The 23,967-nt window shown below is 73.7% G+C and carries 22 protein-coding genes; 9 read left to right on the top strand and 13 right to left on the bottom strand.

Annotated elements, in window-relative coordinates; translation table 11 throughout:
- Positions 1–83 precede the first annotated feature (83 nt).
- The 6 genes from ACQP2H_RS23130 to ACQP2H_RS23105 all read left to right on the top strand — a co-directional run bounded on the left by ACQP2H_RS23130 (position 84) and on the right by ACQP2H_RS23105 (position 7,541).
- On the top strand, positions 84–1,157 hold the full coding sequence (locus ACQP2H_RS23130; protein ID WP_363818798.1) for an ABC transporter ATP-binding protein: 1,074 nt from the start codon (positions 84–86) through the stop codon (positions 1,155–1,157).
- A 115-nt stretch (positions 1,158–1,272) separates the two neighbouring features.
- On the top strand, positions 1,273–3,054 hold the full coding sequence (locus ACQP2H_RS23125; RefSeq protein ID WP_357535524.1) for an ABC transporter permease: 1,782 nt from the start codon (positions 1,273–1,275) through the stop codon (positions 3,052–3,054).
- Positions 3,051–4,055 carry a creatininase family protein gene (locus ACQP2H_RS23120; RefSeq protein WP_433228844.1) on the top strand — a complete coding sequence of 335 codons (1,005 nt, stop codon included), beginning with the start codon at positions 3,051–3,053 and terminating at the stop codon, positions 4,053–4,055. The genes ACQP2H_RS23125 and ACQP2H_RS23120 overlap by 4 nt, the downstream gene beginning before the upstream one ends.
- A complete protein-coding gene (locus ACQP2H_RS23115; RefSeq protein WP_208568918.1) occupies positions 4,052–5,062 on the top strand; it encodes an amidohydrolase family protein in 1,011 nt (336 codons plus the stop codon). The genes ACQP2H_RS23120 and ACQP2H_RS23115 overlap by 4 nt, the downstream gene beginning before the upstream one ends.
- A 9-nt stretch (positions 5,063–5,071) precedes the next feature.
- Positions 5,072–6,523 carry an argininosuccinate lyase gene (locus tag ACQP2H_RS23110; protein WP_433228841.1) on the top strand — a complete coding sequence of 484 codons (1,452 nt, stop codon included), beginning with the start codon at positions 5,072–5,074 and terminating at the stop codon, positions 6,521–6,523.
- Between the two features lie 103 nt (positions 6,524–6,626).
- Positions 6,627–7,541 (top strand): ROK family protein, encoded by a 915-nt coding sequence (locus tag ACQP2H_RS23105; protein WP_357535757.1) that lies wholly within the window; start codon positions 6,627–6,629, stop codon positions 7,539–7,541.
- An 89-nt stretch (positions 7,542–7,630) separates the two neighbouring features.
- Here ACQP2H_RS23105 and ACQP2H_RS23100 read toward each other — a convergent pair whose 3' ends face one another.
- The 9 genes from ACQP2H_RS23100 to ACQP2H_RS23060 all read right to left on the bottom strand — a co-directional run bounded on the left by ACQP2H_RS23100 (position 7,631) and on the right by ACQP2H_RS23060 (position 16,714).
- Entirely contained in the window at positions 7,631–8,257 is a 627-nt protein-coding gene (locus tag ACQP2H_RS23100) for a lipoprotein (protein WP_219464129.1), read from the bottom strand.
- Between the two features lie 213 nt (positions 8,258–8,470).
- Positions 8,471–9,697, bottom strand: coding sequence for a beta-ketoacyl-ACP synthase II (fabF, locus tag ACQP2H_RS23095; protein WP_208568921.1), 1,227 nt, complete (start codon positions 9,695–9,697; stop codon positions 8,471–8,473).
- 1 nt (position 9,698) lies between these two features.
- Positions 9,699–9,938, bottom strand: coding sequence for an acyl carrier protein (locus ACQP2H_RS23090; protein WP_067313076.1), 240 nt, complete (start codon positions 9,936–9,938; stop codon positions 9,699–9,701).
- Positions 9,939–10,014: 76 nt separating this feature from the next.
- Positions 10,015–10,959, bottom strand: a complete 945-nt coding sequence (locus tag ACQP2H_RS23085) for a beta-ketoacyl-ACP synthase III (protein ID WP_208568922.1) — start codon at positions 10,957–10,959, stop codon at positions 10,015–10,017.
- Complete coding sequence (locus ACQP2H_RS23080; RefSeq protein WP_219464128.1) at positions 10,956–12,125, bottom strand: acyltransferase domain-containing protein; 1,170 nt, start codon at positions 12,123–12,125, stop codon at positions 10,956–10,958. Before ACQP2H_RS23080 ends, ACQP2H_RS23085 begins: the two co-directional genes overlap by 4 nt.
- 133 nt (positions 12,126–12,258) lie before the next feature.
- A complete protein-coding gene (locus ACQP2H_RS23075) occupies positions 12,259–13,449 on the bottom strand; it encodes a PucR family transcriptional regulator (RefSeq protein ID WP_208568955.1) in 1,191 nt (396 codons plus the stop codon).
- A gap of 123 nt (positions 13,450–13,572) precedes the next feature.
- Positions 13,573–14,652, bottom strand: a complete 1,080-nt coding sequence (locus ACQP2H_RS23070) for a cellulose binding domain-containing protein (RefSeq protein ID WP_357535517.1) — start codon at positions 14,650–14,652, stop codon at positions 13,573–13,575.
- Positions 14,653–14,855: 203 nt separating this feature from the next.
- Positions 14,856–15,521, bottom strand: a complete 666-nt coding sequence (locus ACQP2H_RS23065) for a response regulator transcription factor (protein WP_357535515.1) — start codon at positions 15,519–15,521, stop codon at positions 14,856–14,858.
- Positions 15,518–16,714: a sensor histidine kinase gene (locus ACQP2H_RS23060; RefSeq protein WP_357535513.1), complete on the bottom strand. Its 1,197-nt coding sequence runs from the start codon at positions 16,712–16,714 to the stop codon at positions 15,518–15,520. The genes ACQP2H_RS23065 and ACQP2H_RS23060 overlap by 4 nt, the downstream gene beginning before the upstream one ends.
- A 188-nt stretch (positions 16,715–16,902) precedes the next feature.
- Here ACQP2H_RS23060 and ACQP2H_RS23055 point away from each other — a divergent pair, with 188 nt between their 5' ends.
- Both ACQP2H_RS23055 and ACQP2H_RS23050 read left to right on the top strand, forming a co-directional pair.
- Positions 16,903–17,442, top strand: coding sequence for a hypothetical protein (locus tag ACQP2H_RS23055; protein WP_219464123.1), 540 nt, complete (start codon positions 16,903–16,905; stop codon positions 17,440–17,442).
- Between the two features lie 103 nt (positions 17,443–17,545).
- On the top strand, positions 17,546–17,902 hold the full coding sequence (locus ACQP2H_RS23050) for a hypothetical protein (RefSeq protein ID WP_219464122.1): 357 nt from the start codon (positions 17,546–17,548) through the stop codon (positions 17,900–17,902).
- Positions 17,903–18,124: 222 nt separating this feature from the next.
- On the opposite strand, the gene ACQP2H_RS23045 is transcribed toward ACQP2H_RS23050, so the two are convergent.
- Complete coding sequence (locus ACQP2H_RS23045) at positions 18,125–18,787, bottom strand: hypothetical protein (protein WP_208568929.1); 663 nt, start codon at positions 18,785–18,787, stop codon at positions 18,125–18,127.
- A gap of 222 nt (positions 18,788–19,009) precedes the next feature.
- Here ACQP2H_RS23045 and ACQP2H_RS23040 point away from each other — a divergent pair, with 222 nt between their 5' ends.
- The gene (locus tag ACQP2H_RS23040; protein ID WP_219464120.1) at positions 19,010–19,627 is read left to right on the top strand and encodes a copper resistance CopC family protein; all 618 of its coding nucleotides are present in this window, start codon (positions 19,010–19,012) and stop codon (positions 19,625–19,627) included.
- A 91-nt stretch (positions 19,628–19,718) separates the two neighbouring features.
- On the opposite strand, the gene gltX is transcribed toward ACQP2H_RS23040, so the two are convergent.
- The 3 genes from gltX to ACQP2H_RS23025 all read right to left on the bottom strand — a co-directional run bounded on the left by gltX (position 19,719) and on the right by ACQP2H_RS23025 (position 23,864).
- Positions 19,719–21,128, bottom strand: coding sequence for a glutamate--tRNA ligase (gltX, locus tag ACQP2H_RS23035; RefSeq protein WP_433228835.1), 1,410 nt, complete (start codon positions 21,126–21,128; stop codon positions 19,719–19,721).
- 136 nt (positions 21,129–21,264) lie between these two features.
- Positions 21,265–22,542: an MFS transporter gene (locus tag ACQP2H_RS23030; RefSeq protein ID WP_219464119.1), complete on the bottom strand. Its 1,278-nt coding sequence runs from the start codon at positions 22,540–22,542 to the stop codon at positions 21,265–21,267.
- Positions 22,539–23,864 carry a GH1 family beta-glucosidase gene (locus tag ACQP2H_RS23025; RefSeq protein ID WP_219464118.1) on the bottom strand — a complete coding sequence of 442 codons (1,326 nt, stop codon included), beginning with the start codon at positions 23,862–23,864 and terminating at the stop codon, positions 22,539–22,541. The genes ACQP2H_RS23030 and ACQP2H_RS23025 overlap by 4 nt, the downstream gene beginning before the upstream one ends.
- Between the last annotated feature and the right edge of the window lie 103 nt (positions 23,865–23,967).

Here is a 23,967-nt window from a genome sequence, read left to right as displayed (position 1 = left end):
CGTCATCCGTTTCCCCGTGCCCACGGGCCCGGTCCCGCCACCCCGCCCGGCCAGGTCCGGTACCGCATGAAGGAGAGGACATCATGATCGATGTCACGCTGGAGTCGGTGAGCAAGCGCTTCGCGCGTGCCGGCGACACCGCTGCCGTCGACGACGTCGACATCAGCATCGCCGCCGGGGAGTTCTTCACCCTGCTCGGGCCGAGCGGCTGCGGCAAGACCACCACCCTGCGGATGGTGGCCGGGTTCTACTTCCCCACCTCGGGGCGGATCCGGTTCGGCACGGAGGACGTCACCCACCGGCCGCCGAACAAGCGCGACACCGGCATGGTGTTCCAGAACTACGCCCTCTTCCCGCACATGTCCGTCGCGCAGAACGTCGCGTACGGGCTGAAGATCCGCAAGGTGGGGCGGGCCGAGTCCGCCCGGCGGATCGAGGAGGCCCTCGGCCAGGTCCACCTCGCCGGCTACGGCGACCGCCGGATCGACCAGCTCTCCGGTGGCCAGCAGCAGCGGGTGGCGCTGGCCCGCGCGCTGGTCATCCGGCCGCGTACCCTGCTGCTCGACGAGCCGCTGTCCAACCTCGACGCCAAGCTGCGCGAGGAGACCCGGGTGGAGATCCGCCGGATCCAGCAGGAGGCCGGCACCACCGCCATCTACGTCACCCACGACCAGGCCGAGGCGATGGCGATGTCCGACCGGATCGCCGTCATGGAATCCGGCCGGGTCCGGCAGATCGGCGCCCCGCAGGAGATCTACCACCGGCCGGCGACCGCCTTCGTGGCCCGGTTCATCGGCCGCAGCAACGTGCTCAACCTGCCGGTGGTCACCGCCACCGCCGAGACGGTCACCGTGGGCCTGCCCGACGGCAGCGAGACCGCCGTCACCGCCCCCGCCGACCACGGCCTGCGCGCCGGGGACACCGCCCTGGTCTCGGTACGCCCCGAGCACCTCGGGCTCACCTCGGCCACCGAGGCCGGCGCGCTCACCGGCCGGGTGACCGAGGTGGAGTTCACCGGCATGGCCACCAACCTCGTGGTCGAGGTGGCCGGCGAGCCGGTCCAGGTCGCCGCGATCGACGTCCCGGCCGGCATCGCCGTCGGCGACCAGGTCGGCCTGCGGCTGAACCGCCAGCGCATGTGGGTGGTGCGCCCGTGAGCGCGAGGAGTGAGCCGGTTTTGCGAGCCCCGCAGTCGCGAACCGAGGTGACGGCCGTGAGCGCGAGGAGTGAGCCGGTTTTGCGAGCCCCGCAGTCGCGAACTGAGGTGACGCCGTGAGTACCATTCCCGCCACGCCGAGTCCGGCCACCGTGCCGCCGGTCACCAAGGACCCCGCCCCGCCGCGTGCCGACCGGCCCCGGCGCGGCCTCAACGCCAACTCGCCCTGGTTTCCGTACCTGCTGGTCTTCCCGCTGGCGCTGATCCTCTTCGGCTACGTGGTGCAGCCGATGTTCGCCACCTTCGCCGAGAGTGTCGGGGTGGAGGGGGTGGCCAACTACACGGAGTTCGTCACCGGCTCCGGGGTGGCCCGGTCGGCGCTGCTCACCTCGCTGATGATCTCGGCGGCCAGCGTGCTGCTCTGCGGGATCGTCGGGGTGGCGATGGCCTTCCTGCTCAAGCGCTTCTCGTTTCCCGGCCGGCGGCTGATCGAGGCGATCATCCTGGTGCCGGCGGCGCTGCCGCCGCTGATCGGGGCGATCTCGTTCCAGCTGCTCTACAGCGAGACCGGCATCCTGCCGCGCGGCCTGCAACAGCTCCTCGGCACGGAGAACCCGGTGCTGCCGTTCACCGGCATCGCCGGCGTGCTGGTGGTGCACACCTTCACCATGTACCCGTTCTTCTACCTCGCCGCCTCGGCCGCCCTGGTCGGGATGGACCCGTCGGTGGAGGAGGCGGCCTACAACCTGGGCGCGAGCCGGGTCCGGGTGTGGCGCACCGTGCTGCTGCCGATGCTCACCCCGGCGCTGGTCTCCGCGTCGCTACTGGTCTTCATGACGTCGCTGGCGTCGTACACCGCGCCGTTGCTGTTCGGCGTGGACCGCACGATGACCATGCAGATCTACATCAACCGCACCAACGGCGACCTGCCGATGGCCTCGACCTACGCGTCGGTGCTGGCGGTGTCCTCGGTGCTGTTCCTGCTCGGGATGCGCTGGTACGAGGGGCGGCGCAGCTACCGCTCCCAGTCCAAGGGCGTCGCCTCGCACCGCCGGGAGATCACCAACCCGCTCGGCAAGTGGCTGGCCCTGGTCGCCTCGGTGCTGGCGACCATGGTGCTGCTCGCCCCGGTGGCGACGATCGCCCTGGTCGCCTTCTCCCGGGACGGCTCGTGGACCACGGAGGTGATCCCGTCGGAGTACACGATGCAGAACTTCGTCACGATCTTCTCCGACCCGGGGGCGTACCGGCCGATCCTCAACTCGTTGCGGATGAGCGTGCTCGCCACGGTCGGCTGCGTGCTGGTCGGCGTGCTGATCGCGTACGCGGTGCGCCGGCTCGACTTCCGGGGCCGGGGGCTGCTCGACGTGGCGGTCATGCTGGCCTGGGCGCTGCCCGGCACGGTGGTGGCGATCAACCTGATCTCCGCGTTCAGCACGGGTAACGCGTTCAGCTTCGGTCAGGTGCTGATCGGCACCTTCTGGATCATGCCGTTGGCGTACTTCGTGCGGTTCCTGCCGTTGGTGTTCCGGTCGAGTTCGGCGACGCTGGCGCAGATCGACCCGTCGTTGGAGGAGGCGGCCCGCAACCTCGGCGCCCCCTGGTGGCGGGCGTTCGGCACGGTCACCCTGCGGCTGATGCTGCCCGGTGTGCTGGCCGGCGCGCTGCTCGCCTTCGTCAACGGGGTGGGCGAGTTCGTCGCCTCGGTGCTGATCTACACCTCGGAGACGGCACCCATCTCGGTCGAGATCAACAACCGGATGTACTCGTTCGAGGTCGGCACCGCCGCCGCGTACGGCATGCTCCAGGTGGTGTTGATCTTCTTGGTGATGGTGTTCTCCGGCCGCCTGCAGAACGGCGGCCGGGCCACCCGGGAGGCGGCGAAGTGGACGGCGTGACCTGGCCGACCGGTGGCGGGCTGCTGCCCGCCACCCGGATTCCCGGCGGCGAGCTGGCCGCCGTCGCGGCGGCGGCCGACTACGCGGTGCTGCCCGTCGGCGCCGTCGAGTGGCACGGCCCGCACCTGCCGCTCGGCACCGACCTGATCCTCGCCGAAGGCTTCGCCGCCGAAGCCGGCGGCACGTCCAGCCCGGCCGCCGAAGCCGGCGGCACGTCCAGCCCGGCCGCCGGGGCCGGTGGCGCTGTCGCGTCGGCCGCCGGGTCCGCGTCGGCCGCCAGCTCCTCGGGGGATACGACCACCGGCTCCCCCGGGCCGCGCGGGGTGCTCTTCCCGGCGGTGCCCTATGCGGCCTGCCCTGGGCAGACCCGGCCCTGGCCGGGCACGGTGTCGATCCGGCCGGAGATCGCCGTCGGCTACCTCGCCGACGTGATCGAGGGGATCGTCGCCGCCGGTTTCCCCCGGCTGCTGATCGTCAACGGCCACGACGCCAACATGTCCACCGTGCGGGCCGCGATGGAATGGGTCTCCGGCCGGCGAACCGCCAGCCTGCTGCTGGTCAACTGGTTCCAACTGGTCACCCCGGCGGAGACCACCGAGCTGTACGGGCCGCTGACCGCCCGGGGGCACGGCGGCGCGTACGAGACCTCCGGGGTGCTCGGGTTCGATCCCGGCGCGGTCCGCCTCGACGCCGTGACCGACCTGCCGCCGAAGCCGAAGCTGCCGGTCGGCCATCCCTACGTGCTGGTCGAGTCCCGTCCCGACCCGTGGCAGGGCTGGTCCGGGCACATCTCGCTGGCCTCCGAGGCGGCCGGCCGGCAGGTCCGCGCCACGGCCGGCGCGCGGCTGCGGGAGATCGTCGCCGCCTGGGTGGCCGCCCCACCGCCCGCCCCGCCCACCGCCGACCCGCTACCCGACGCGGCGGCCGACGGCCCGGCACCGACGGCCGGGCCGGCCCCGGCGGCCGGTGACCCTACGACGGTGACCGGGGGAGAGCGGTGAGCGTGGACCGGGGACTCGACATCGTCGACTTCCACCTGCACTTCCGCATCGGCACCGACGAGACGATCCACGCCTGCGAGGACGCCGCCGGGATGCACCCCGGCGGGGAACACGAGCGGGCCGTCCGGGCAGCCGGCTCCGCCCCGTACGCGAAGGCGTGGCGGCAGGCGTGGAGCTTCCCCGACCCCGAGCCGCCCGCCCCACGCTGGCAGGACGAGGCCGACCGGTGGGCCGACGAGCTGCGTGCGGTCGGGGTACGGCGGGCGGTCTTCGTCACCGGCGGCGGCAATGACACCGTCGCCGACGTGGTCGACCGGCACCCCGACCTGCTGCTCGGCTTCGCCCACCACGACCCGTACTCGCCGGGGGCCGCCGCCGAGCTGGAACGCGCGGTGACCGAACGGGGGCTGCGCGGGCTGAAGCTGTTCGCCCCGCTGCTACGCGGCCCGCTGGACCACGCCGACCTGGACCCGCTGTGGTCCACCGCCCAGCGCCTCGGGGTGCCGGTGCTGATCCACATCGGCCACTACGGCAGCGCCGGCGGCCTCTCCTTCGGCCGGTACGGCGGCCCCGACGAGCTGGCCCGGATGGCCCGCCGCTTCCCCGAGCTGAACGTGGTGGTGCCGCACTTCGGCGTCCAGCACGTGCAGGATCTGCTCTTCGCCGCCTGGGGCTGCCCCAACATCCACGTCGACACGTCCGGCTCCAACCAGTGGGTGCGCTGGATGCCGTACAAGCTGACGCTGGAGGACCTGTTCCGCCGCTGCTACGAGACGATCGGCCCGCAGCGCATCGTGTACGGCAGCGACTCGTCGTGGTTCCCGCGCGGCTACGTCACCCGCTACCTCGACGACCAGTTGCGGGTCTGCCGCGAGCTGGGGATGCCCGACGACCACCTCCGGACGATCTTCGCCGGTAACGCCGAACGGCTGCTGGGCCTGACCGACCGACCAGCCGAGAACCCGGGAGCCGGCCCCCGTGCCGCGTCCCGGCCCGGAAGGAAGTAAGGAACCGCCATGAGCGAGCTGACCACCTACCAGCGGCACCACCTGGCCCCGACCTACGACCACCACGTCGGGCACCTCTACCCGGCGATGGTGCGCGCCAGCCAGGCGCACGTGGTGATGCTGACCGAGCAGGGCCTCGTCCCGGCCGAGCGGGGCGCCCGACTGTTGCGCGGGCTGGCCACGCTGCGCGCCGACGACAGTCCGGCCCCGGCGTTCGACGGCAGCTTCGAGGACACCTACTACCTGCTGGAGTCCACGCTCGCGCAGGCGTGCGGCGTGCCGGCGTCCGAACTGGACGTGCAGATGGCCCGCAGCCGCAACGACCTCGACGCCGGGGTGTTCCGGATGCTGCTGCGCGGCCAGCTCCTCGACGTGCTGGACCGGGTGCTGGCCACCGGCCGGACCGCCCTGGACGTCGCCGACCGGTACGCCGACGTGGTGATCACCGGTTACACCCACCGCCGGCCCGCCCAGCCCACCACCATCGGGCACGCGCTGGCCGGTTACGCCGAGGCGCTGGCCGGTGAGGCCACCGCGTACGCCGACGTGATCGACCAGCTCAACGTCTCGCCGCTGGGGTCCTGCGCGTTCGCCGGCACCGACCTGGACATCGCCCCGGCCCGGGTGGCCGAGCTGCTCGGCTTCGACGGGCTGGTGACCAACTCCTACGAGGCGGTCGCCGGGGCCGACCACCTGGTGCGGGTGGGCACCCTCAACGCCCAGGCCCTGGCCACCGGCGCCCGGCTGGCCCGTACCCTGATGGATTGGCTGACCTGGCAGTGGGTGGCCACCCCCGGCGACTTCACCCAGGGCAGCAGCATCATGCCGCAGAAACGCAACCCGGTGGTGCTGGAGCACCTGGTGTCGATGGCCGGCGCGAGCGCCGCCGACGCCGCGTCGGTGCTCAACAACGTCGGGGCGGCCTGGTGGGAGGACTCCAACAACGCCACCACCGACGTGCAGGTCCGGCTCTGGGACAGCAACGACCGGGCGGACCGGTTCTTCGCCCTGGTCGGCGGCTTCCTCGCCGAACTGGAGCCGCTGTACCCGCCGACCCGGGAGGAGATCGTCGCGTCCGGGGCCACCACCACCGCGGCGGCCGACGCGTTGACCCGGCACGGGGTGCCGTTCCGGGCCGCCCACTCGGTCGTCGGCCGGCTGGTCCGGGCCGGTGCGCCGGACACCTGGACCGCCGAGGGGGTCCGGGCCGCCGCCGCCGGGCTGACCGCCGGGCTGACCGACGACGCCGTCGCCGACCTGATCGCCGCCGCCGTCCAGCCCGACCTGGTGCTGGACCGGGTGCAGGTGGACGGGCCGGGTGCCGCCGCCGTCCGCGCCCAGGTCGGCACCCTGCGGGTCGCGTTCGACGCCGTCGCCGACCGGCTCGCCGCGACCCGGGACCGGCTGGCCCGCGCCGACGAGGCGCTGGACACGGTCGCCGCCGAGGTGGCCGGCCGGTGAGCGCGTCGATCCGACGATCCGGCTCCGGTCCGGCCCGGCTGTCCGGCGGGGCACCGGCGCGACCGCGGTCGACGGTGGTGACCGGGCGGTGGACCAGGTGAGCATGCGACTGGCCGGCCGGGCCGCCGCCGGCACCCGCACCGACGAGCGGCTGCTCGGCATCGACTTCGGCGGCACCAAGATGGCCGTCGGGGTGGCCGACGGCACCGGTCGGCTGCTGGCCCACCGGCGGATCGCCACCCACGCCGAGCGGGGTGCCCCGCAGGCGTTGGACCGGGCGCTGGAGTTGGCGGCCACGCTGGTCGCCGAGGTCGGCGGGCCGCTGGTGGCGGCCGGGGTGGCCTCACCGGGGGTGGTCCGCCCCGACGGCATCGACCTGGCCCCGAACGTGCCCGGTTGGGAGCGGTTGCGACTGGCCGACGCGGTGTCCGCCGCCCTCGGGGTGGCCCGGGTGGCGGTGGACAACGACCTGAACGCCGCCGCCCTGGCCGAGCTGCGCCTCGGCGCGCTGCGTGACGCCGACCCCGGGCTGGTGGTGGGGATCGGCACCGGCGTGGCGGCGGCGGTCACCGTCGGCGGCCGGGTCCTCGCCGGGCATCGGGGGGCGGCCGGCGAGATCGGGTACGCGGTGGCCGGCGGCCCCTGGCCGGGCACCATGCTGGAGCTGGACTTCTCCGGCCGGGCGCTGGACCGGTTGGCCGACGAGCTGGGGGTGGCCGGGCACGCGGCCGGGCTGGCCGCCGCCGCCGAAGTGCCCGGCGTGGCCCGTGACGCGCTCACCGCCCGGGTCGACGAGCTGGCCCGGCACCTGGTCACCTGCTGCCTGCTGCTCGATCCACAGCGGGTGGTGCTGGTCGGCGGGGTGGCCGGCAGCGCGCTGATCCGGGGGCTGCTCGTCGACCGGCTGGCCGAGGTGCTCCCGAACCGCCCCGACGTGGTGCTGTCCCGGTTCGCCGACGACGCGGCGCTGCTCGGCGCGGTCACCCTGGCCCGGGAGGCGGTGCCGGCACCCCGCTGACCGGCCACCTGTGCGTCCGGCCGCGAGGGGGCGGACCGGTCGGCCCGTGCGTCCGGCCCACCCTCGGGCGGGCCGGACGCACGGCGCGGTCACTTCGGCAGGTCGGCGCTCGACTTCGCCAGCTGGTACGCCGGCAGCATCTCCTCGAACTCCTCGGTGTCCAGGCCGTCGAGGGTGATCATCAGCGTGCCGTACAGGGTGGACACCAGGATCGCCCGGTTGGGTTCGCCGTCCTCGGTCCAGGTGGCCTCGAAGGCGTCCAGCGGGCCGGCCTTGGTCCGCCGGTACTGCTGCTCCTTCGGGCTGTTGAACGCGGCGAGGTACTTGTCCACGGTGACCTGCGGGTTCAGCGGTGCGGCCCCGGTGATCTGCCAGACCCGCAGGAAACCGATGTTCCCGGCCGGCTTCGCGTCGATCTCGCACAGCGGCACGGCCGGGCCGAGCTTGAGATCGGCCCCGCCCTTCACCGCCTTGACCTTCCACTTCGCCGGCACCGAGAAGGTCATCGACAGCGTGCAGGCGCTGCCTTTCGGGCCGACCGTGGTGGCGGCGGCGGCCGGGGCGACGTCGTCGTACCACGGTGGACCGGCGGCGACCGGCGAGGCGGTCGGGCTGGTCGACGGCGCGGGCGTCGTCGCCCGCTCCGTGGTGTCACCGGCGCAGCCGGCGGTGAGGGTGAGGGTGAGCGCGGCAAGTGCGGTCGTACGTCGGATCATCGTCCCGTTTCCCCGTTGGAGTTGCCGCCGTCGGTTGCGGTGGCCGACGGATGCTAGCCGACGGATGGCTGGCCCTGCTGACCGTTTGCGGCGACCAAGCCCATGATCACTGTGCGGTTGCCGCAGATCCGCCCCACCGCTCGCCGTCCGACCACGCTGGACGCCGACGGCCCGGCACCCCGAGGGGGCCGGGCCGTCGGACTGCTGCTGCCGTCAGGGGCGGGTGAAGACCAGGGCGACGTTGTGGCCGCCGAAGCCGAACGAGTTGTTCAGCGCCGCCGGCACGTCCAGGTGGCGGACCTTGTTCGCGGCGACGTCCATGTCGAGGCCGTCGTCCGGGTCGTCCAGGTTGATCGTCGGCGGGATGACGCCGTCGCGGATGGTCAGGATGGTGGCGATCGACTCCAACGCGCCGGCCGCGCCGAGCAGGTGCCCGGTCATCGACTTGGTGGCGGTCAGCACCGGATGGTCACCGAGCGCCCGGTGCAGCGCCTTGATCTCGGCCAGGTCGCCCACCGGCGTCGAGGTGGCGTGCGCGTTGACGTGCACGATGTCGGCCTTGGCCACGTCCGCGTCGGCGATCGCCTTGGCGATGGCCCGGATCGCGCCGGCCCCCTCGGGGTGCGGCTGGACGATGTCGTACCCGTCGGAGGTGATGCCCGCACCGGCGAGCCGGGCGTAGACGTGCGCGCCCCGGGCGGCGGCGTGGTCGGCGCGCTCCAACACCAGGATGCCGGCGCCCTCGCCGAGGACGAAGCCGTCGCGGCTCTTGTCCCACGGCCGGGAGGCCTGCTCCGGCTCGTCGTTACGGGTCGACATGGCCCGCATGGAGCTGAACCCGGCGATCGGCAGTGGGTGGATGACCGCCTCGGTGCCGCCGGCCACCACCACGTCGGCCCGACCGGACCTGATCATGTCCAGGCCGAGTGCGATCGCCTCCGCGCCGGTCGCGCAGGCGCTCGCCACCGAGTGCACCCCGGCCTGCGCGCCCAGCTCCAACCCCACCCAGGCGGCGGGACCGTTGGGCATCAGCATCGGGATGGTGTGCGGGGAGACCCGGCGCGGGCCGGACGCCTCCAGGATGTCGTCCTGCGCGAGCAGGGTCAGGGCGCCCCCGATGCCCGAGCCGACGCTGGCCCCCAACCGCTCCGGGTCGAGCCCGGAGTCGGCGAGCCCGGAGTCCGCCCAGGCCTGCTGCGCCGCGATGAGCGCGATCGCCTCGGAGCGGTCCAACCGGCGCAGCTTGACCCGGTCCAGCACCTCGGTCGGTTCCACCGCGAGTTGGGCGGCGATCCGGACCGGGAGCTGGCCGGCCCACTCCTGGGTGAGCGGACCCACCCCGGAGCGGCCGGCGAGCATGGCGTCCCAGGTCGACGCGACGTCCCCGCCCAGCGGGGTGGTCGCGCCGAGCCCGGTGACGACGACGTCGATGCGACTCATCTCAGGACTGCGCCTCGATGAAGCTGACGGCGTCCCCGACGGTCTTCAGGTTCTGCACCTCGTTGTCCGGGATCTTGACGCCGAACTTCTCCTCGGCGGCGACCACGACCTCCACCATCGACAGCGAGTCGACGTCGAGGTCGTCGGTGAAGGACTTCCCCTCGGCCACGTCGTCCGGGTTCACCCCGGCAACCTCTTCGAGGATCTCGGCGAGGCCGGAGGTGATCTCGTCACGGGTCATTGCGGTGGGTTCCTCTCATCGGGGTTTGTTCTCCGCCGGATGGCGGTGCGCCGCGGTCGCCGACCACGGCGGGTCTTCAGGGGCAGCGGACGACCTGACCGGCGTAGGTCAGACCGCCGCCGAAGCCGAACAGCAGCACCGGTGCGCCCGAGGGCACCTCCCGGCGCTCGACCAGCTTGGACAGGGCCAGCGGCACGCTCGCCGCCGAGGTGTTGCCGGACTCGACGATGTCCTTGGCGATGATCGCCTGCGGGATGTTCAGCCGCTTGGCGATGCCGTCGATGATCCGCGAGTTGGCCTGGTGCGGCACGAACGCGGCCAGCTCGGACGGGTCGACGCCGGCCTTCTCGCACGCCTGCAGGGCCAGCGGGGCCAGCGCGGTGGTGGCCCAGCGGAACACCGACTGCCCCTCCTGCGCGATGTACGGCCGCCAGCCCTCGATGCGTACCGCGTCGCTCTTGTCCGGTGCGGAGCCCCACACCACCGGGCCGATCCCGGCCGGCTCGTCGCCGGTGGTGGCGGTGACCACCGCGGCACCCGCGCCGTCGGCGAAGATGATGCAGGTGGAGCGGTCCGTCCAGTCGGTGAAGTCGGAGAGCTTCTCCGCGCCGATGACCAGCGCGTTGCGCGACGCGCCGGCCCGGATGGCGTGGTCGACGGTGCCCAACGCGTAGGCGAAGCCGGAGCAGGCGGTGTTGAGGTCGAACGCGCCCGGGGCGGTGATGCCCAGCTTGGCGGCGACCCGGCAGGCCACGTTGGGGCTGCGGTCGATCGAGGTGCAGGTGGCGACGACCACCAGGTCGATGTCGGCGGCGGTGAGACCCGAGTTGGCAAGCGCCTTGTCGGCGGCGGCGGTGGCCATGTCGGCCACCGTCTCGCCGTCGGCGATGCGCCGGCTGGCGATGCCGACCCGGTCCCGGATCCACTCGTCGTTGGTGTCGACGAACTGGGCGATGTCGTTGTTGGTCACCACCCGGGAAGGCTGGTAGTGCCCGAGGGCGACGATCCGACTGCCGCTCATGCCTGGCCTCCGATGCGGGCGATGGGGCGGCCCGGCGCGACCGGGTCGTCCTGGTGGGCGAGCCACTCGGTGAGCGGGCCGCTGTCGTGGGCGGTCACCTCGACCGGCCCCTGCCGGGTGGTGATCTGCCCGAGCACCTGGCCGGTGCTCAGTTCGGCGCCCTCGGTGAGACCCTCCACCGGGGCGAAGGTGCCCACGGCGGGGGCGACGACGACCCGGGAGCGCGACGTCGGCCGGCGACCGGGCGGACCGCTGTGCCGGGCGATCAGGTCCCGGGCGGCGGGCAGGTCGGCGGGGGTGTTCAGGGTGACGATCTCCGGTGCGCCGGTGGCCTTGAGCTCCCGCTTGACCAGCCCGGCGAGGGTGCCGGCCGGGGGGAGTTCGAGCACGCCGGTGACCCCCAGGTCGGCCAGCGTCCGCATGCACAGGTCCCAGCGCACCGGCGCGGTGACCTGCCGGACCAGCCGGTGGACCAGTTCCCGGCCGTGCGGGACGGCAGTGCCGTCGAGGTCGGAGAGCAGGATCCGGACCGGGGCCGACGGCGTGATCCCGGCGGCGACGACGGCCAGCGCCTGCTCGGCGGGGGCCATGTAGGGGGTGTGGAACGCCCCGGCGACCTGGAGCCGGATGATCCGGGCCTTCGCGGGGGGCTCGGCAGCGAGCTTGTCCAGGGCGTCGAGCGTGCCGGCGGCCACCACCTGGCCACCGCCGTTGCGGTTGGCCGGGTGCAGCCCGTGGGTGGCCAGGGCGGCGAGCACCTCGTCGGGGTCGCCGCCGAGGACGGCGGCCATCCCGGTCGATTCCAGGGAACAGGCGGCGGCCATCTCCCGGCCGCGCACCCCGGCGAGGGTGATCGCCGTCTCGGCGGAGAACACCCCGGCCAGTGCGGCGGCGGCCAGCTCGCCGACGCTGTGCCCGGCGACCAGGTCCACGTCGTGCAGCGGCAGCTGCTCGGCGGCCAGCAGGGCCGAGGCCACCAGCAGCGGCTGGGTGCGGGCGGTGTCGCGGATCTCGTCGGCGTCCGCCTCGGTGCCGAGCCGGACCAGGTCGACCCCGGCCGGCACCGACCACCAACGCAGCCGTGACTCGACGCCACGCAGGGCGAGCCAGGGCGTCAGGAAGCCGGGCTTCTGGGAACCCTGGCCGGGAGAGAGGACGGCGAGCACGTCTATGACTCTTCCCGATACCCCCGGGTAAGCGCTGTGCGGGCTGACACCAAACCGCACTAGAAGTCTTGGAGGTTTCCTACAAACATCGGTGGTGATCGTCGTTCAGCGGTGCTGCTCAGGCTACCCGGGGTCATTTCTGGCTCGGTCCGGGTATCCCGGCCGGCGCGATCGGATCCAGCCGGCCCACCGTCAGCGCGACCTGGAGGGCGAACGCGTCCCGGGGGGTCAGGGGCGAGAATCCGGTCACCTCGGCGATCCGACGCAGTCGGTAACGCACGGTGTTGGGGTGGACGAACAGGGCACGGGCCGCGCTCTCCAGCGTCCCACCGGCGGCGAAGAAGGCGTCCAACGTCTCCAGCAGTTCGCCGCCGGCACGCACCAGGGCGGCGTACACGTCGTGGCGCAGCCGGCGGCGGGCCTCGGCGTCACCGGCGAGGGCCCGTTCGGGCAGCAGGTCCGCCGCCGGCACCGGCCGGGGCGCGGTCGGCCAGGCCGGCGCCGCCCGGTAGCCGGCCAACGCGGCCCGTGCCGAGTCCGTCGCCTCGTCCAGACTGGGTACGGCGGGACCGACCACCACCGGCCCGTCACCGAACCCGGGGAGCAGCTTCTCGGTGGCGGCCATCGGGTCGGCCGCGCCACCGAGCACGATCACCAGCCGGTCGCCGTGCACACCGCCGATCACCTCCACCCCGATCCGGCGGGCGTACCGGTAGACGGTGTGCAGCACGGCGGACACCTCCCCGCCGGGGGACCGCCCGACGGCCACCGCCACCGGTGGGGCGTCCGCCCAGCCCAGTGCGGCGGCCCGGCTGGCCAGCACGTCGGGGGAGTCCCCGCGCAGCAGGGCGTCGACCAGCAGCGCCTGCAACCGGGCGTCCCAGGAGCCCCGGGACTCGGCGGCGCGGGCGTACACCCGGGCGGCGGCGAAGGCGATCTCCCGGGAGAACCGCAGCACCGCCTCGCGTAGCTGCTGCTCCTCGCCGGGCGCGGCCAGGTGCGACACCTGCTCCTCGACCACGTCGATGGTCACCTTGATCAGCGCGACCGTCTGCTGGAGGCTGATCGACCGGGCCAGGGCCAGCGGCGCGGTGGCGAAGACCTCGTCGGACACCTCCTGGGTGCTGTCGGTGGTGCCACCGCCGGAACCCAGCCACTCGACCAGGGACCGGGCCCCGGCCTGCGCCACCAGCATCACCCAGGAGCGCTGCTCGGCCGGCAGCTCACGGAACCAGGGCAGACTCTCGTCCATCCGGGCCACGCTGGCCGTGGCCAGCGCCCCCGCCGCCCGTTCGATCCGGCGCAGGGTGGCCGTCAGTTCCATCCCGTCCGGCTCGCTCACCGCTCCAGCGTGACATGCCCTGAGCAGGGACTCGACGCCGGCTCCGGGGCGACCCGCCGGGGGCGGGCCACCGGCGGGTCGGGGTGCAGGTCGGCGGTGCCGAGTTCAGCTGGTGACGGTCAGGTGCACCACCCAGCGCACCTGGGGGGACGGGCAGGGGGTCGGCTGGTGCCGGCAGAGGTTGTCGGTGATGGTGGAGACGTCGACCCGGCCGGGGGCGGTCGCCACGTAGCGGGCGATGAGCGGCTGGCCGCTCGGGTAGCCGCCGGTCACCTCGGCGGGCACGACGACCCCGGCGGGGGAGAGCGTCGGGGGCAGGTAGTTGCTGGCCAGGCTCACCACGAGCGTGTCACCGACGCGCAGCGTGAGGTCACGCTGGTTGTCGGGCGCGGAGACGACGACGGTCCGCCCGGCGTCGGTCGGCGGCAGCTCGATGACCGCGACCTGCACCCGCCACAGCACGCTCGGCAGGGTGCACGGCGGGGTGGCGTGCTGGCAGGCGTGGTCGGTACGGGTGGTCAACTCGGCGGTGCCCGGGGTCACGGCCCGCAACGTCGCCACGAGGGGCTGCCCGGTCGGGAAGCCGCCGCTGGTCGACACGGGGGTCAGCGCGCTGCCGGTGGTGGTGACCGGCAGGTAGTCGGCCGCCAGGGTCACGCCCAGCGTCTGCCCGACGTACAGGGTGACGGTGCGCTGGTTGTCGACCTCGCGGACGGTGACGTCGGCCCCGGTCGGCGGGCTGGTGGTGGTCGGCGGGACGGCGTCGTTGGTGCAGCTCGGCGTGGGTGCGGTGGTGGGGCCGGCGAGCTGGACACCGAAGGTGGTCGACGCGCCCGACGGCAGCACCCCGTTGTACGGAGCGTTGGTCGCGGTCGCGGTGCCGCCCGTCGCGGCGATCGAGGTGTTCCAGGACGACACGATCCGCTGGCCGTCGGCGAGCGGCCAGGTGACCGTCCACCGGTTGGCGGTCGTCGACGAGGTGTTCGCGACGGTGAAGGTGACGATCTGGCCGCCACTCTCGCCGCTGCCCCAGCGGGAGTCGACCCGGACCGTGGCGGTGCACCCGCCGGCCGGGGTGGCGGTGGCGGGCGTGCCACGGGCGATCGTGGTCATACCGAGGGCGGCGACGGTGGTGGCGGCGAGGATGCCGCCCGCCGTCAGGACGGACCGCCTGGAAGCGATCATGGCCATTCCTCCGATCCGGCTGATCTCCGGCCGGGCGCGGCGTCGGACGGCAGGTGCTGGCCGGCAAGCCCCTGGTAACGCACCATATGACCGCCCGGGAGAGCAGTCAATAGATTTGCATCAATGCATGTGAAGCTCCCTGCGTGCCCCTCGCTGACGGACCGGGTGCCACGTCGTCGGGGAGGTCGACCGGGCCGCCCGGGTCACGGCGGCGGCACCGGCAGGGCCAACTCCTGGGCCAGGATCGCCGCCTGCACCCGGCTGCGCAGCGCCAACTTCGCCAGGATCCGGCTGACATGGGTCTTGGCGGTGCTCTCCGCCACCGCCAGCCGGTCGGCGATCTGCTGGTTGGACAGGCCGACACCCAGACAGGCCAGCACGTCCCGCTCCCGGGGGGTCAACGCGGCCACGGCAGCCCGCTGCGCCCCACCGACGCCCGGCGCGGTCGCCGCGAAGGCCGCGATCAGACGCCGGGTCAGGGTCGGGGCGATCACCCCCTCACCCCGGGCGACCGTACGCACCGCCGCCACCAGTCCGGCCGCGTCGGTGTCCTTGAGCAGGAAACCGGCCGCCCCGGCCCGCAGCGCGCCGAAGACGTACTCGTCGAGGTCGAAGGTGGTCAGGACCAGCACCTCGGCGGTGCCGGCGGCGACGATCTCCCGGGTCGCCGACACCCCGTCCAACCGGGGCATCCGGACGTCGAGCACCGCCACGTCGGGGCGCAGCTCCCGGCAGAGCCGGACCGCCGCCTCCCCGTCGGCCGCCTCGCCCACCACCTCGATCTCCGGCGCACCGGCCAGGATCAACACCAGACCGGCCCGCACCGCCGCCTGGTCGTCGGCCAGCACGACCCGCACCGGGGCGGTCACCCCGACGCCCCGGTGGGCAACGCCGCCCGGACCCGCCAACACCCGTCCCGCAGGCCACCGGTGAACTGCCCGTCGAGCAGGGTGGCCCGCTCCCGCATCCCGATCAGCCCCGCGCCGCCACCCGGCAGCCCCGCACCGACCGCCGCCGAGGCACCGGCCCCGCCGGAACCGACCGGGTTCTCCACCGTCACCACCACCTCCGTCGGCCGGTACGCCACGGTCAGCTCCGCCGTGCCCCTGCCGTGGCGCAGCGCATTGGTCAACGACTCCTGCACGATCCGGTACGCCGCCAGGTCGACCCCGACCGGCAGCTCCCGGGACCGGCCCTCGACCGTCGTCCGGACCCGCAGACCGGCCGCAGCCATCCGGTCCAGCAGCTGGTCCAACTCGTCCAGGCGGACCCGGGTGGCCTCCTGCGCCGCATCGACGGACGGCTCCCGCAGAAACCCGATGACCTGCCGCATCTCGGCCATCCCCTGCACGCTGCTCTCCCGGATCACCCGCAGCGCAGCGTCGACCCGGGGCCGGTCCAGCCCGGGCGCGGCGAGCACGGCGGTGGCGTGCAGGGCCACCGCGCTGAGGTGGTTGGCCACCACGTCGTGCAGCTCGCGGGCCATCCGGGCCCGCTCGGCCAGCACCGCCTGCCGCCGGTCCAGCTCGACCAGCCGGGCGGTCTGCTCGGCGCGGGCCCGTTCGGCCGACGCCTGGTCCCGGTACTGCCGCACGCTGACCCCGGTGACCACCGGCAGGACCCCGAGCAGCGCGAACGGCACCCCGACGGCGGCACCCCGAAAACCCCAGACCAGCAGGCCGAGGGCGGTGCTGCCGACACTGAGCCCGACGGTGACCCGCAGCAGCCAGCGCCGCAACGGGGGCGGGCCGTACACGCACGTGTCGTACAACACCTGGGTGTAGATCACGGTGCTGCCGACCGAGACGCCGAGCGCGGCGTCGGCCAGCACCGCCCCGGTGCCCACCGCCAGACCGGTCCGGGTCGCCACCCGGCGCAGCCCGACGGCCACGCTCACCGCCAGCAGCGGCAGCAGGAAACACGCCCTCGGCACGTCCGGCGCCCAGGGGAACTGGGGTTGCAGGCCGGCACCCCACACCGCCAGGCCGCCGATCAGGGAGGCCCCGGCCAGGGCCAGGTCGCGTCCCGGCCGGCCGGAGCCGGCCCAGCCCGGCATCCGCATGCTCCCGATCCCATCACACCCCCGGCCCGGTCCCCTCCGACCTGGGCAGGACACCGTGCGCCCGGCCGTCCGTCGAAGGAGGTACGCCGGGCCGCCGGTCCGTCGAACGATGGACCCGCAACTCGTCCCCGCCGGTGAGGTGGGTGCCGGACCGCCCCGGCACGCTGGAACCGAACGGGGAGGTGTGCATGCTGCTGGCGATCATCATCGGCTGCGAGATCGGATTCTGGGTGCTGCTCGTCGCCGGGCTGATCGCCCGGTACCCGCTGCGTCGACCCCGACTCGGGGCGGCGCTGCTGGTCTGCGTCCCGCTGGTCGACCTGGTGCTGCTGGTGGCGGCGGCGGTGGACCTGCGCCGGGGCGCCACCGCGGACGCCACCCACGGGCTGGCCGCCATCTACCTCGGCTTCTCGGTGGCGTTCGGGCACTCCCTGATCCGCTGGGCGGACCAGCGCTTCGCCCACCGGTTCGCGGGCGGCCCGCCGCCGGTGAAGCCGCCCCGGTACGGCTGGGCGCGGACCCGGTACGAGTGGCGGGAGTGGGGGAAGGCGCTGCTCGGTTGGGCCGTCGCGTGTGCCCTGCTCGTCACCGCGATCGTGATCGTCGGTGACGACGAGCGCACCCGGGAGCTGTCGGACTGGATCCGTAACCTCACCGTCGGGCTGCTGATCTGGCTGGTCGCGTTCCCGGTCTGGGAGACGATCTTCCCGCGTCGACCCAAGTCCTGACACCGGGGTACGCGCTGCACGACGCGTCGGTGCCGGCCAGTACGGTGGCACTGCCGCGCCGGGGTGTCGTCGCGGCGCGCGACGCGAACGTGAGGAGACCGGGATGGCGCACGGGGAGGCCGAACACGGCTGCGCCCAGGGCGAGCCCTGCCGGCCGGGCCACCACGACCAGCCGGGGGCGGCCCGACCGCACCGCCGGCTGGCGACGGAACAGGTCTGTCGGGTGGCTGAGCGGGCCGACGACGAGGTGGCGCTGCCCCGCCAGCGGGGCACCGAGCCGGCCGATGCGCCGGTGTCCCGACCGGCGGCGGTGGAACCCGGTCCGCCGGGTCAGCCCGACGCGCCGACCCGGCACTGCCGCAGCGACCTGGCCGGATGGGCCGGTGCCCACCGGCACGGGCCGGTGCGGCCGGGCCGGCGTCCGCAGCGTCTCCAACGCCCGCCACAACGCTGGTGCTGACCGCTCGCCGCTGCCGTTGACCGCCCGCCACAACGCTGGTGCTGACTGCCGCCGCTGGTGTTGACGCGGCGTCCGGCGCGACCTGCGTCGCCGCCGGTCGCCACGCTGAGCGGGTGTCTCGCCGACCGTAGGTGCCGAGGGGTGTCTCGCCGACCGCCGTGCCGAGCGGGCACGCAACCCCCGCCCCCCGCCCCCCGAGGGTGCGGAGGTCGGCGGTGTGGATCAGCGGGTGCGGCGGCGGACCAGCAGGGCGATGCCCGCCAGGCCGACGGTGATCACCAGCATCACGCCGACGTTGAGCAGCAGCAGCCGCTGGAGTTCGTCGATCGCGTCGTCGAAACCCCGGCCCGGGTTCAGGGCCTCCTCCGGGAGCGTCCGCTCGCCGCCACCGACGCCACCGGTGACCGTGTCGGGTCGCCGCTCCAGCGGCACCCCGGCGGCGCGCAGCGTCTCGGACATGTTGAGCCGGCCCAGGAACCACCCGGCGGTGGTCTTGCGCGCGTCGGGCTGCTTGGCCGGCCGGAAGGCCCGGGGGCCGCCCTTGGCCAGCGGATAGAGGTCGTACGTCTGCTTGGGGACGTCTCCGGCGAGCACCACGATGGTGTACTTCGGACCGAGGTCGGCCGGCTTGGGCCCCTTGGCCTCGCCGGTGCGGCCGAACCAGCTGACCTGGTCGATGACCGCGACCACCTGGGTCGCAGCGGTGTCGGTGCGCAGGCGCAACGGCTCGGTCAACCCGACGCCGGTGATGTCCACCCCGGCGGGTGGCGTCTTCGGCGCCGCCCGGTGTGCCCCGGCCGGCTGCGCGGACACGCCGGTGGCCAGCACCGCCGCCGTCACGACCGTGGTGACCACTGAGAGTAGCCGCCTCACCCTGTCGACCATAGCCGCCTCCTCGCCCCGTTCGATGGATGGCTGTGCTGCGGGTCACGTGCGGGTCGGTCGACGTCGGTGATCGACCGGACGACACCGGCCCACCTCATAGACTTCATGGAACATCGCGCGGATGCAGCTCTGGGAACAATATGTGGAACTATCTGTGATCCTGGAACGACCAATGGGAAGCCGCGTGATCAGCGGGCGGATCGTACCTTTGCGGAGGGCTTCATGGGGGGCAGGGTCCCACGGTTGACGCGGGCGGTGCCAGTGCTCGTCGGCGTGGCGCTCGGCGTGGCGTTGCTGCCGGCGACGCCGGCGTTCGCGCATAACTCGCTTACCGGGAGCAATCCCGTCAACGGTGCCAAGGTGGCCACCGCGCCGGCCAAGGTCGAGCTGCGCTTTCTGGCCAAACTGGACCCCGAACGGACGAAGATCACAGTGGTCGGACCGGACAACGTCCCGGCCGCCGGTGGCGCACCGGCCTTCTCCGGCAGCCGGGTCAGCGTGCCGTTCTCCCCCGGGGCGGCCGGTCTCTACATCGTCGGATACCAACTGCCCTCCAACGACGGGCACCCGGTCAAGGGGGAGGTGCGGTTCACCCTCACCACCGGCACCGCCGCCGCACCCCCGTCGGTCACCCCGACGGCCGGCACCACCCCGACGGCCGGCACCACCCCGACGCCGAGCAGCAGCCCCGCCCCCGCCTCCCCGTCGACCACCCCGGTCGCCGCTGCCGGCACCGACGACACCGGTCGGGGCTGGCTCTGGGCGGCCGGCGGCCTGGTGCTGCTGGCCGTGCTCGCCGCCGGCCTGTTCCTGCGCCGACGCCGCTCCGCCCGCCCCTGACCGGCCCCGCCGATGACCGATCGGCCCGCCCCTGACCGGGTGCGGCGAGGGCCCGCCGGGAAACGGCGGGCCCTGACGGGTGCCGTGGTGGTCAGACCAGGCGGAGTCGGGCGGCGCGCAGCCGGGTCAGGGTGCGTTCCCGACCGAGCACCTCCAGCGACTCGAACAGCGGCAGCCCGACGGTGCGGCCGGTGACCGCCACCCGGACCGGGGCCTGCGCCTTACCCAGCTTGAGGCCACGCTCCGCGCCGACCGCCTCCAACGTCGACTTCAGCGACGCCGCGTCCCAGGACGCCAGCTCCGTGTAGCCGGCGACGGCCGCGTCGAGCAGCTCGGCCGCACCCTCCTTCATCGCCTTGGCCCAGGCCGCCTCGTCGATCAGCGGCTCGGCGAGGAAGAGGAAGTCGACGTTCGGCACGATCTCGCTGAGCACCGCGATCCGGGTCTGCGCCAGCGGGGCCACCGCCGCGAAGGCGCCGGCGTCGAACTCCGCCGGCTGCCACGGCGGCGGCGCGATGGTGCCGGTGCCGGTCAGCCAGGGCTGGCAGGCGACCACGAACTCGTCGACCGGCAGCGCCCGGATGTACTCGCCGTTGAACGCGCGCAGCTTCTTCTCGTCGAAGAAGGCAGGGGAGGGGTTGACCTCGGTCAACCGGAACTCCTCCTCGATCACCGACCAGGGCACGATCTCCCGGTCGCCCGACGGCGCCCAGCCGAGCAGCATCAGGTAGTTGCGCATCGCGGCGGCGAGATAACCCTCGTCCCGGTACGCCTCCAGGGCCACCTTGTCGCGCCGCTTGGACAGCTTCTGCCGCTTCTCGTTGACCACCACCGGCACGTGCGCCCAGATCGGCGGCTTGACGCCCAGCGCGTCCCAGAGCAGCTGCTGCTTCGGGGTGTTCGGCAGGTGCTCCTCGGCCCGGATCACGTGGGTGATTCCCATCGTCATGTCGTCCACGACGTTGGCGAGCAGGAACACCGGGGAGCCGTCGCCGCGGGCGATGACGAAGTCCTCGATCAGCTTGTTCTCGAACGTCGGCTCGCCCCGGATCAGGTCGACCACCACGGTCGTGCCCTCGTCGGGGGTCCGGAAGCGCAACGCCCGCCCCTCGCCCGGCGGCAGGCCCCGGTCCCGGCAGAAGCCGTCGTAGCCCTGGTACTGCGAGCCGGTACGCGCCTGCACGGCCTCCCGGGTGCAGTCGCAGTAGTAGGCCCGCCCGGCGTCGTGCAGCCGCTGGGCGGCGGCCCGGTGCTCACCGGCGTACGCGGACTGGAAGTAGGGGCCCTCGTAGGTGTCGCGGGCGATGCCGATCCAGTCCAGCGCGGACAGGATGCCCTCGGTCCACTCGGGCCTGTTGCGGGCGGCGTCGGTGTCCTCGACGCGCAGCACGAACACCCCGCCCTGCTGCTTGGCGTAGATCCAGTTCTGCAGCGCCGAGCGGGCGCCGCCGACGTGGAACATACCGGTCGGGGAAGGGGCGAAGCGCACACGTACCGTCACGCCGTCCAGCCTACGGCCGGCCGCGACCCGGTTTCCCCAGGGGGCCGGACGCCGTTGCCGGGCCGGCCACCGACGGGCGTTCCCGACCTGCGGGCGGCGGCGACCCGGCCCGGACCGGCCGGGTCGCCGCCGGGGGTCAGCGCACGCCCCGGATCTTGAGGACCAGGGCGCTGCCGAGCAGGGTGACCACGGCGGTCACGGCGTAGAGCGTGGGGTAGCCGCCCAGGTGGACCACGATCGGGGCGGACAGCGCCGGGCCGAGCACCTGGGGTGCCGAGTTCGCGATGTTGATCACCCCGAGGTCCTTGGCCCGGTCGGTGGCGCGCGGTAGCACCTCGGTGATCAGCGCCGCGTCGACCGAGAGGTAGACGCCGTAGCCGGCACCGAGCAGCACGGCCGCGACCAGCGCCATCGACCAGGTCGGCGCGACCGCCAGTAGCAGCGCGGCCACCGCCATCACCACCCCGGAGACGATCACGTAGACCTTGCGCCGGCCGGAGCGGTCGGACAGCATCCCGGAGACCACGGCGGTGAGCATCATGCCCAGGGTGTAGAGCAGGATCAGCACCAGCAGCCCGCCCTCGGGATCGGGGTAGCGCACCCCGTCGGTGAGGAAGTACAGCAGGTAGAGGGTGCCCAGGGCGTTGCCGATCTGCACCAGGAACCGGGTGATCCAGGCCCAGGCGAAGTCGGGGTGCCGGCGTGGGTCGATCCACATCGAGGCGACCAGCGCGCGCAGCCGCAGCGGTGGGCGGTGTTCCCGGGGCAGCGGGTCGTCGGGGGTGAGGAACGCGAACGGCAGCGACAGCAGCAGCACCGCCAACGCCATCGCCGTGTAGCCGGGGACGGTGCCGCTGACCAGGGCGGTGACCAGCACCGCGCCGAGCACCAGGCCGAGCGCCTGCGGGATGCCCACCCACCCGGAGACCCCGCCGCGCTGCACCACCGGCACCCGGTCGGGGATGCCGGCGGTGAGGCTGGCCAGCATCGCGTTGAAGCAGACCTGGGCGGCGACCCAGCCCAGCGCCACCCCGGCGATGGTCTGCTGCCGGGCCAGCAGCACCAGCGCCAGCGCGCCGAGCACCGCCCCACCTGCGGTCCAGACGTGCCGGCGGCCGAACTCCCGCCCGCCGACGCGTAGGCAGGTGCGGTCCGACAGCGCCCCGGCGAGCGGGTTGGCCAGCACGGCCGCGAGCGCGCCCAGCCCGGTGACGACGGCCAGCATCGCCTCCTTGTGGTCCGGCGAGATCCGTTCCACCTGCTGGGGCAGCAGCACCTGGATGGGGGTGAAGAAGGCCATCCACACGCCGAGGTTGGCCGCGAAGATCAACGCGATCCAGCTGCGCCGGACCGGGACGACCGGGTCGGCGAGCGCCGCCGGCAGCGAGGCCGGCGTCGGGTCGACGGTGGTCACCCCCGGCCGACCTGGGACCGGTACCAGGCGTACGAGGACTTCGGGGTACGGGTGCCGGTGGCGAAGTCGACGTGCACCAGGCCGAAGCGCTTGGTGAAGCCCTCCGCCCACTCCCAGTTGTCCAGCAGCGACCAGACGAAGTACCCGGTCACGTCGACACCCTCGTCGATGGCGGCGAGGACGGCGCGCAGGTGCCCGTCGAGGTAGGCGATCCGGTCCGGGTCGGGCACCTGACCGTCGGCGTCCGGGACGTCGTCGTAGGCGCAGCCGCCCTCGGTGACCTGGATCGGCGGCAGCGCGTCGCCGTACCGGTCACGCAGGCCGACGAGCAGGGTACGCAGCCCGTCCGGGACCACCGGCCAGTCGAACGCGGTACGCGGGTAGCCCTCCAGCGGGACCAGCTCGAACGGCAGCGGCGAGCCCTCCTCGGGGGCGCGTACCCCGGTGGGGTTGTAGTAGTTGACCCCCAGCACGTCCAGCGGCGCGGCGATCACCGCCAGGTCGCCGTCGCGTACCACGCCCGGGTCGAAGCCGTCGGGGTAGCTCCGGCCCAGCAGCGGGTCGGTGAACAGGTGGTTGTGCAGGGCGTCGTACGCCGCCGCGGCGGCGTGGTCGGCGTCGGTGTCGCCGTGGCGGACGACAGGCGAGTAGTTGTTGGCGATGGCCACCGGGGCGGTGCTGTGGGCGCGCAGCGCGGTCACCGCCAGCCCGTGCCCGAGCAGTTGGTGGTGGGCGGCGGGGAAGGAGTCGAAGAGCAGGGTCTGGCCGGGGGCGTGTTCGCCGGTGCCGTGGCCGAGGCTCAGGTGGATGAACGGCTCGTTGAGGGTGATCCAGAGTTTCACCCGGTCGCCGAGGCGTTCGGCGGTCACGTCGGCGTACTCGGCGAAGTGGGCGGCGGTGTCCCGGTTCAGCCAGCCGCCGGCGTCCTGGAGCGGCTGCGGCAGGTCCCAGTGGAACAGGGTGGCGACCGGGTCGATGCCGGCGGCCAGCAGGTCGTCGACGAGCCGGTCGTAGAAGTCCAGGCCGGCGGCGTTGACCGGGCCGGTGCCGCCGGGGCGGACCCGGGGCCAGGCGATCGAGAACCGGTACGCCGACACCCCGAGCCCGGCCAGCAGCGCGACGTCCTCCCGGTGCCGGTGGTAGTGGTCGCAGGCCACGTCGCCGGTGCTGCCGTCGATGATCCGGCCGGGGGTGTGCGCGAAGGTGTCCCAGATGGACGCTCCCCGGCCGTCGGCGGTGGCGCCTCCCTCGATCTGGTACGCGGAGGTGGACACCCCCCAACGGAAGCCGGCGGGGAAACCGGGGATCGGTGCGGTCGTCATCCACCCTCCCAGAACGCGAAACGTGTTCGCACTCTAGGGCGCGAAGCCCGGGAGCGCCATAGGTGCGGGGCAATGCGGGCGCAAGGGCTTCCGGCGTGTCTTT

Origin of the sequence: Micromonospora sp. CA-248260 (genome assembly GCF_050942205.1) — a bacterium.
GTDB classification, from domain to species: Bacteria; Actinomycetota; Actinomycetes; order Mycobacteriales; family Micromonosporaceae; genus Micromonospora; species Micromonospora antibiotica.
This window is presented reverse-complemented; position numbering and strand designations above follow the sequence as displayed.

Coding starts and splice junctions, on each gene's coding strand:
- ACQP2H_RS23130 (WP_363818798.1), top strand. CDS start 84: ATGATCGATGTCACGCTGGAGTCGGTGAGCAAGCGCTTCGCGCGTGCC.
- ACQP2H_RS23110 (WP_433228841.1), top strand. CDS start 5,072: ATGAGCGAGCTGACCACCTACCAGCGGCACCACCTGGCCCCGACCTAC.
- ACQP2H_RS23105 (WP_357535757.1), top strand. CDS start 6,627: ATGCGACTGGCCGGCCGGGCCGCCGCCGGCACCCGCACCGACGAGCGG.
- ACQP2H_RS23100 (WP_219464129.1), bottom strand. CDS start 8,257: ATGATCCGACGTACGACCGCACTTGCCGCGCTCACCCTCACCCTCACC.
- fabF (WP_208568921.1), bottom strand. CDS start 9,697: ATGAGTCGCATCGACGTCGTCGTCACCGGGCTCGGCGCGACCACCCCG.
- ACQP2H_RS23090 (WP_067313076.1), bottom strand. CDS start 9,938: ATGACCCGTGACGAGATCACCTCCGGCCTCGCCGAGATCCTCGAAGAG.
- ACQP2H_RS23085 (WP_208568922.1), bottom strand. CDS start 10,959: ATGAGCGGCAGTCGGATCGTCGCCCTCGGGCACTACCAGCCTTCCCGG.
- ACQP2H_RS23075 (WP_208568955.1), bottom strand. CDS start 13,449: ATGGAACTGACGGCCACCCTGCGCCGGATCGAACGGGCGGCGGGGGCG.
- ACQP2H_RS23070 (WP_357535517.1), bottom strand. CDS start 14,652: ATGATCGCTTCCAGGCGGTCCGTCCTGACGGCGGGCGGCATCCTCGCC.
- ACQP2H_RS23060 (WP_357535513.1), bottom strand. CDS start 16,714: ATGCGGATGCCGGGCTGGGCCGGCTCCGGCCGGCCGGGACGCGACCTG.
- ACQP2H_RS23055 (WP_219464123.1), top strand. CDS start 16,903: ATGCTGCTGGCGATCATCATCGGCTGCGAGATCGGATTCTGGGTGCTG.
- ACQP2H_RS23050 (WP_219464122.1), top strand. CDS start 17,546: ATGGCGCACGGGGAGGCCGAACACGGCTGCGCCCAGGGCGAGCCCTGC.
- ACQP2H_RS23045 (WP_208568929.1), bottom strand. CDS start 18,787: ATGGTCGACAGGGTGAGGCGGCTACTCTCAGTGGTCACCACGGTCGTG.
- ACQP2H_RS23040 (WP_219464120.1), top strand. CDS start 19,010: ATGGGGGGCAGGGTCCCACGGTTGACGCGGGCGGTGCCAGTGCTCGTC.
- ACQP2H_RS23025 (WP_219464118.1), bottom strand. CDS start 23,864: ATGACGACCGCACCGATCCCCGGTTTCCCCGCCGGCTTCCGTTGGGGG.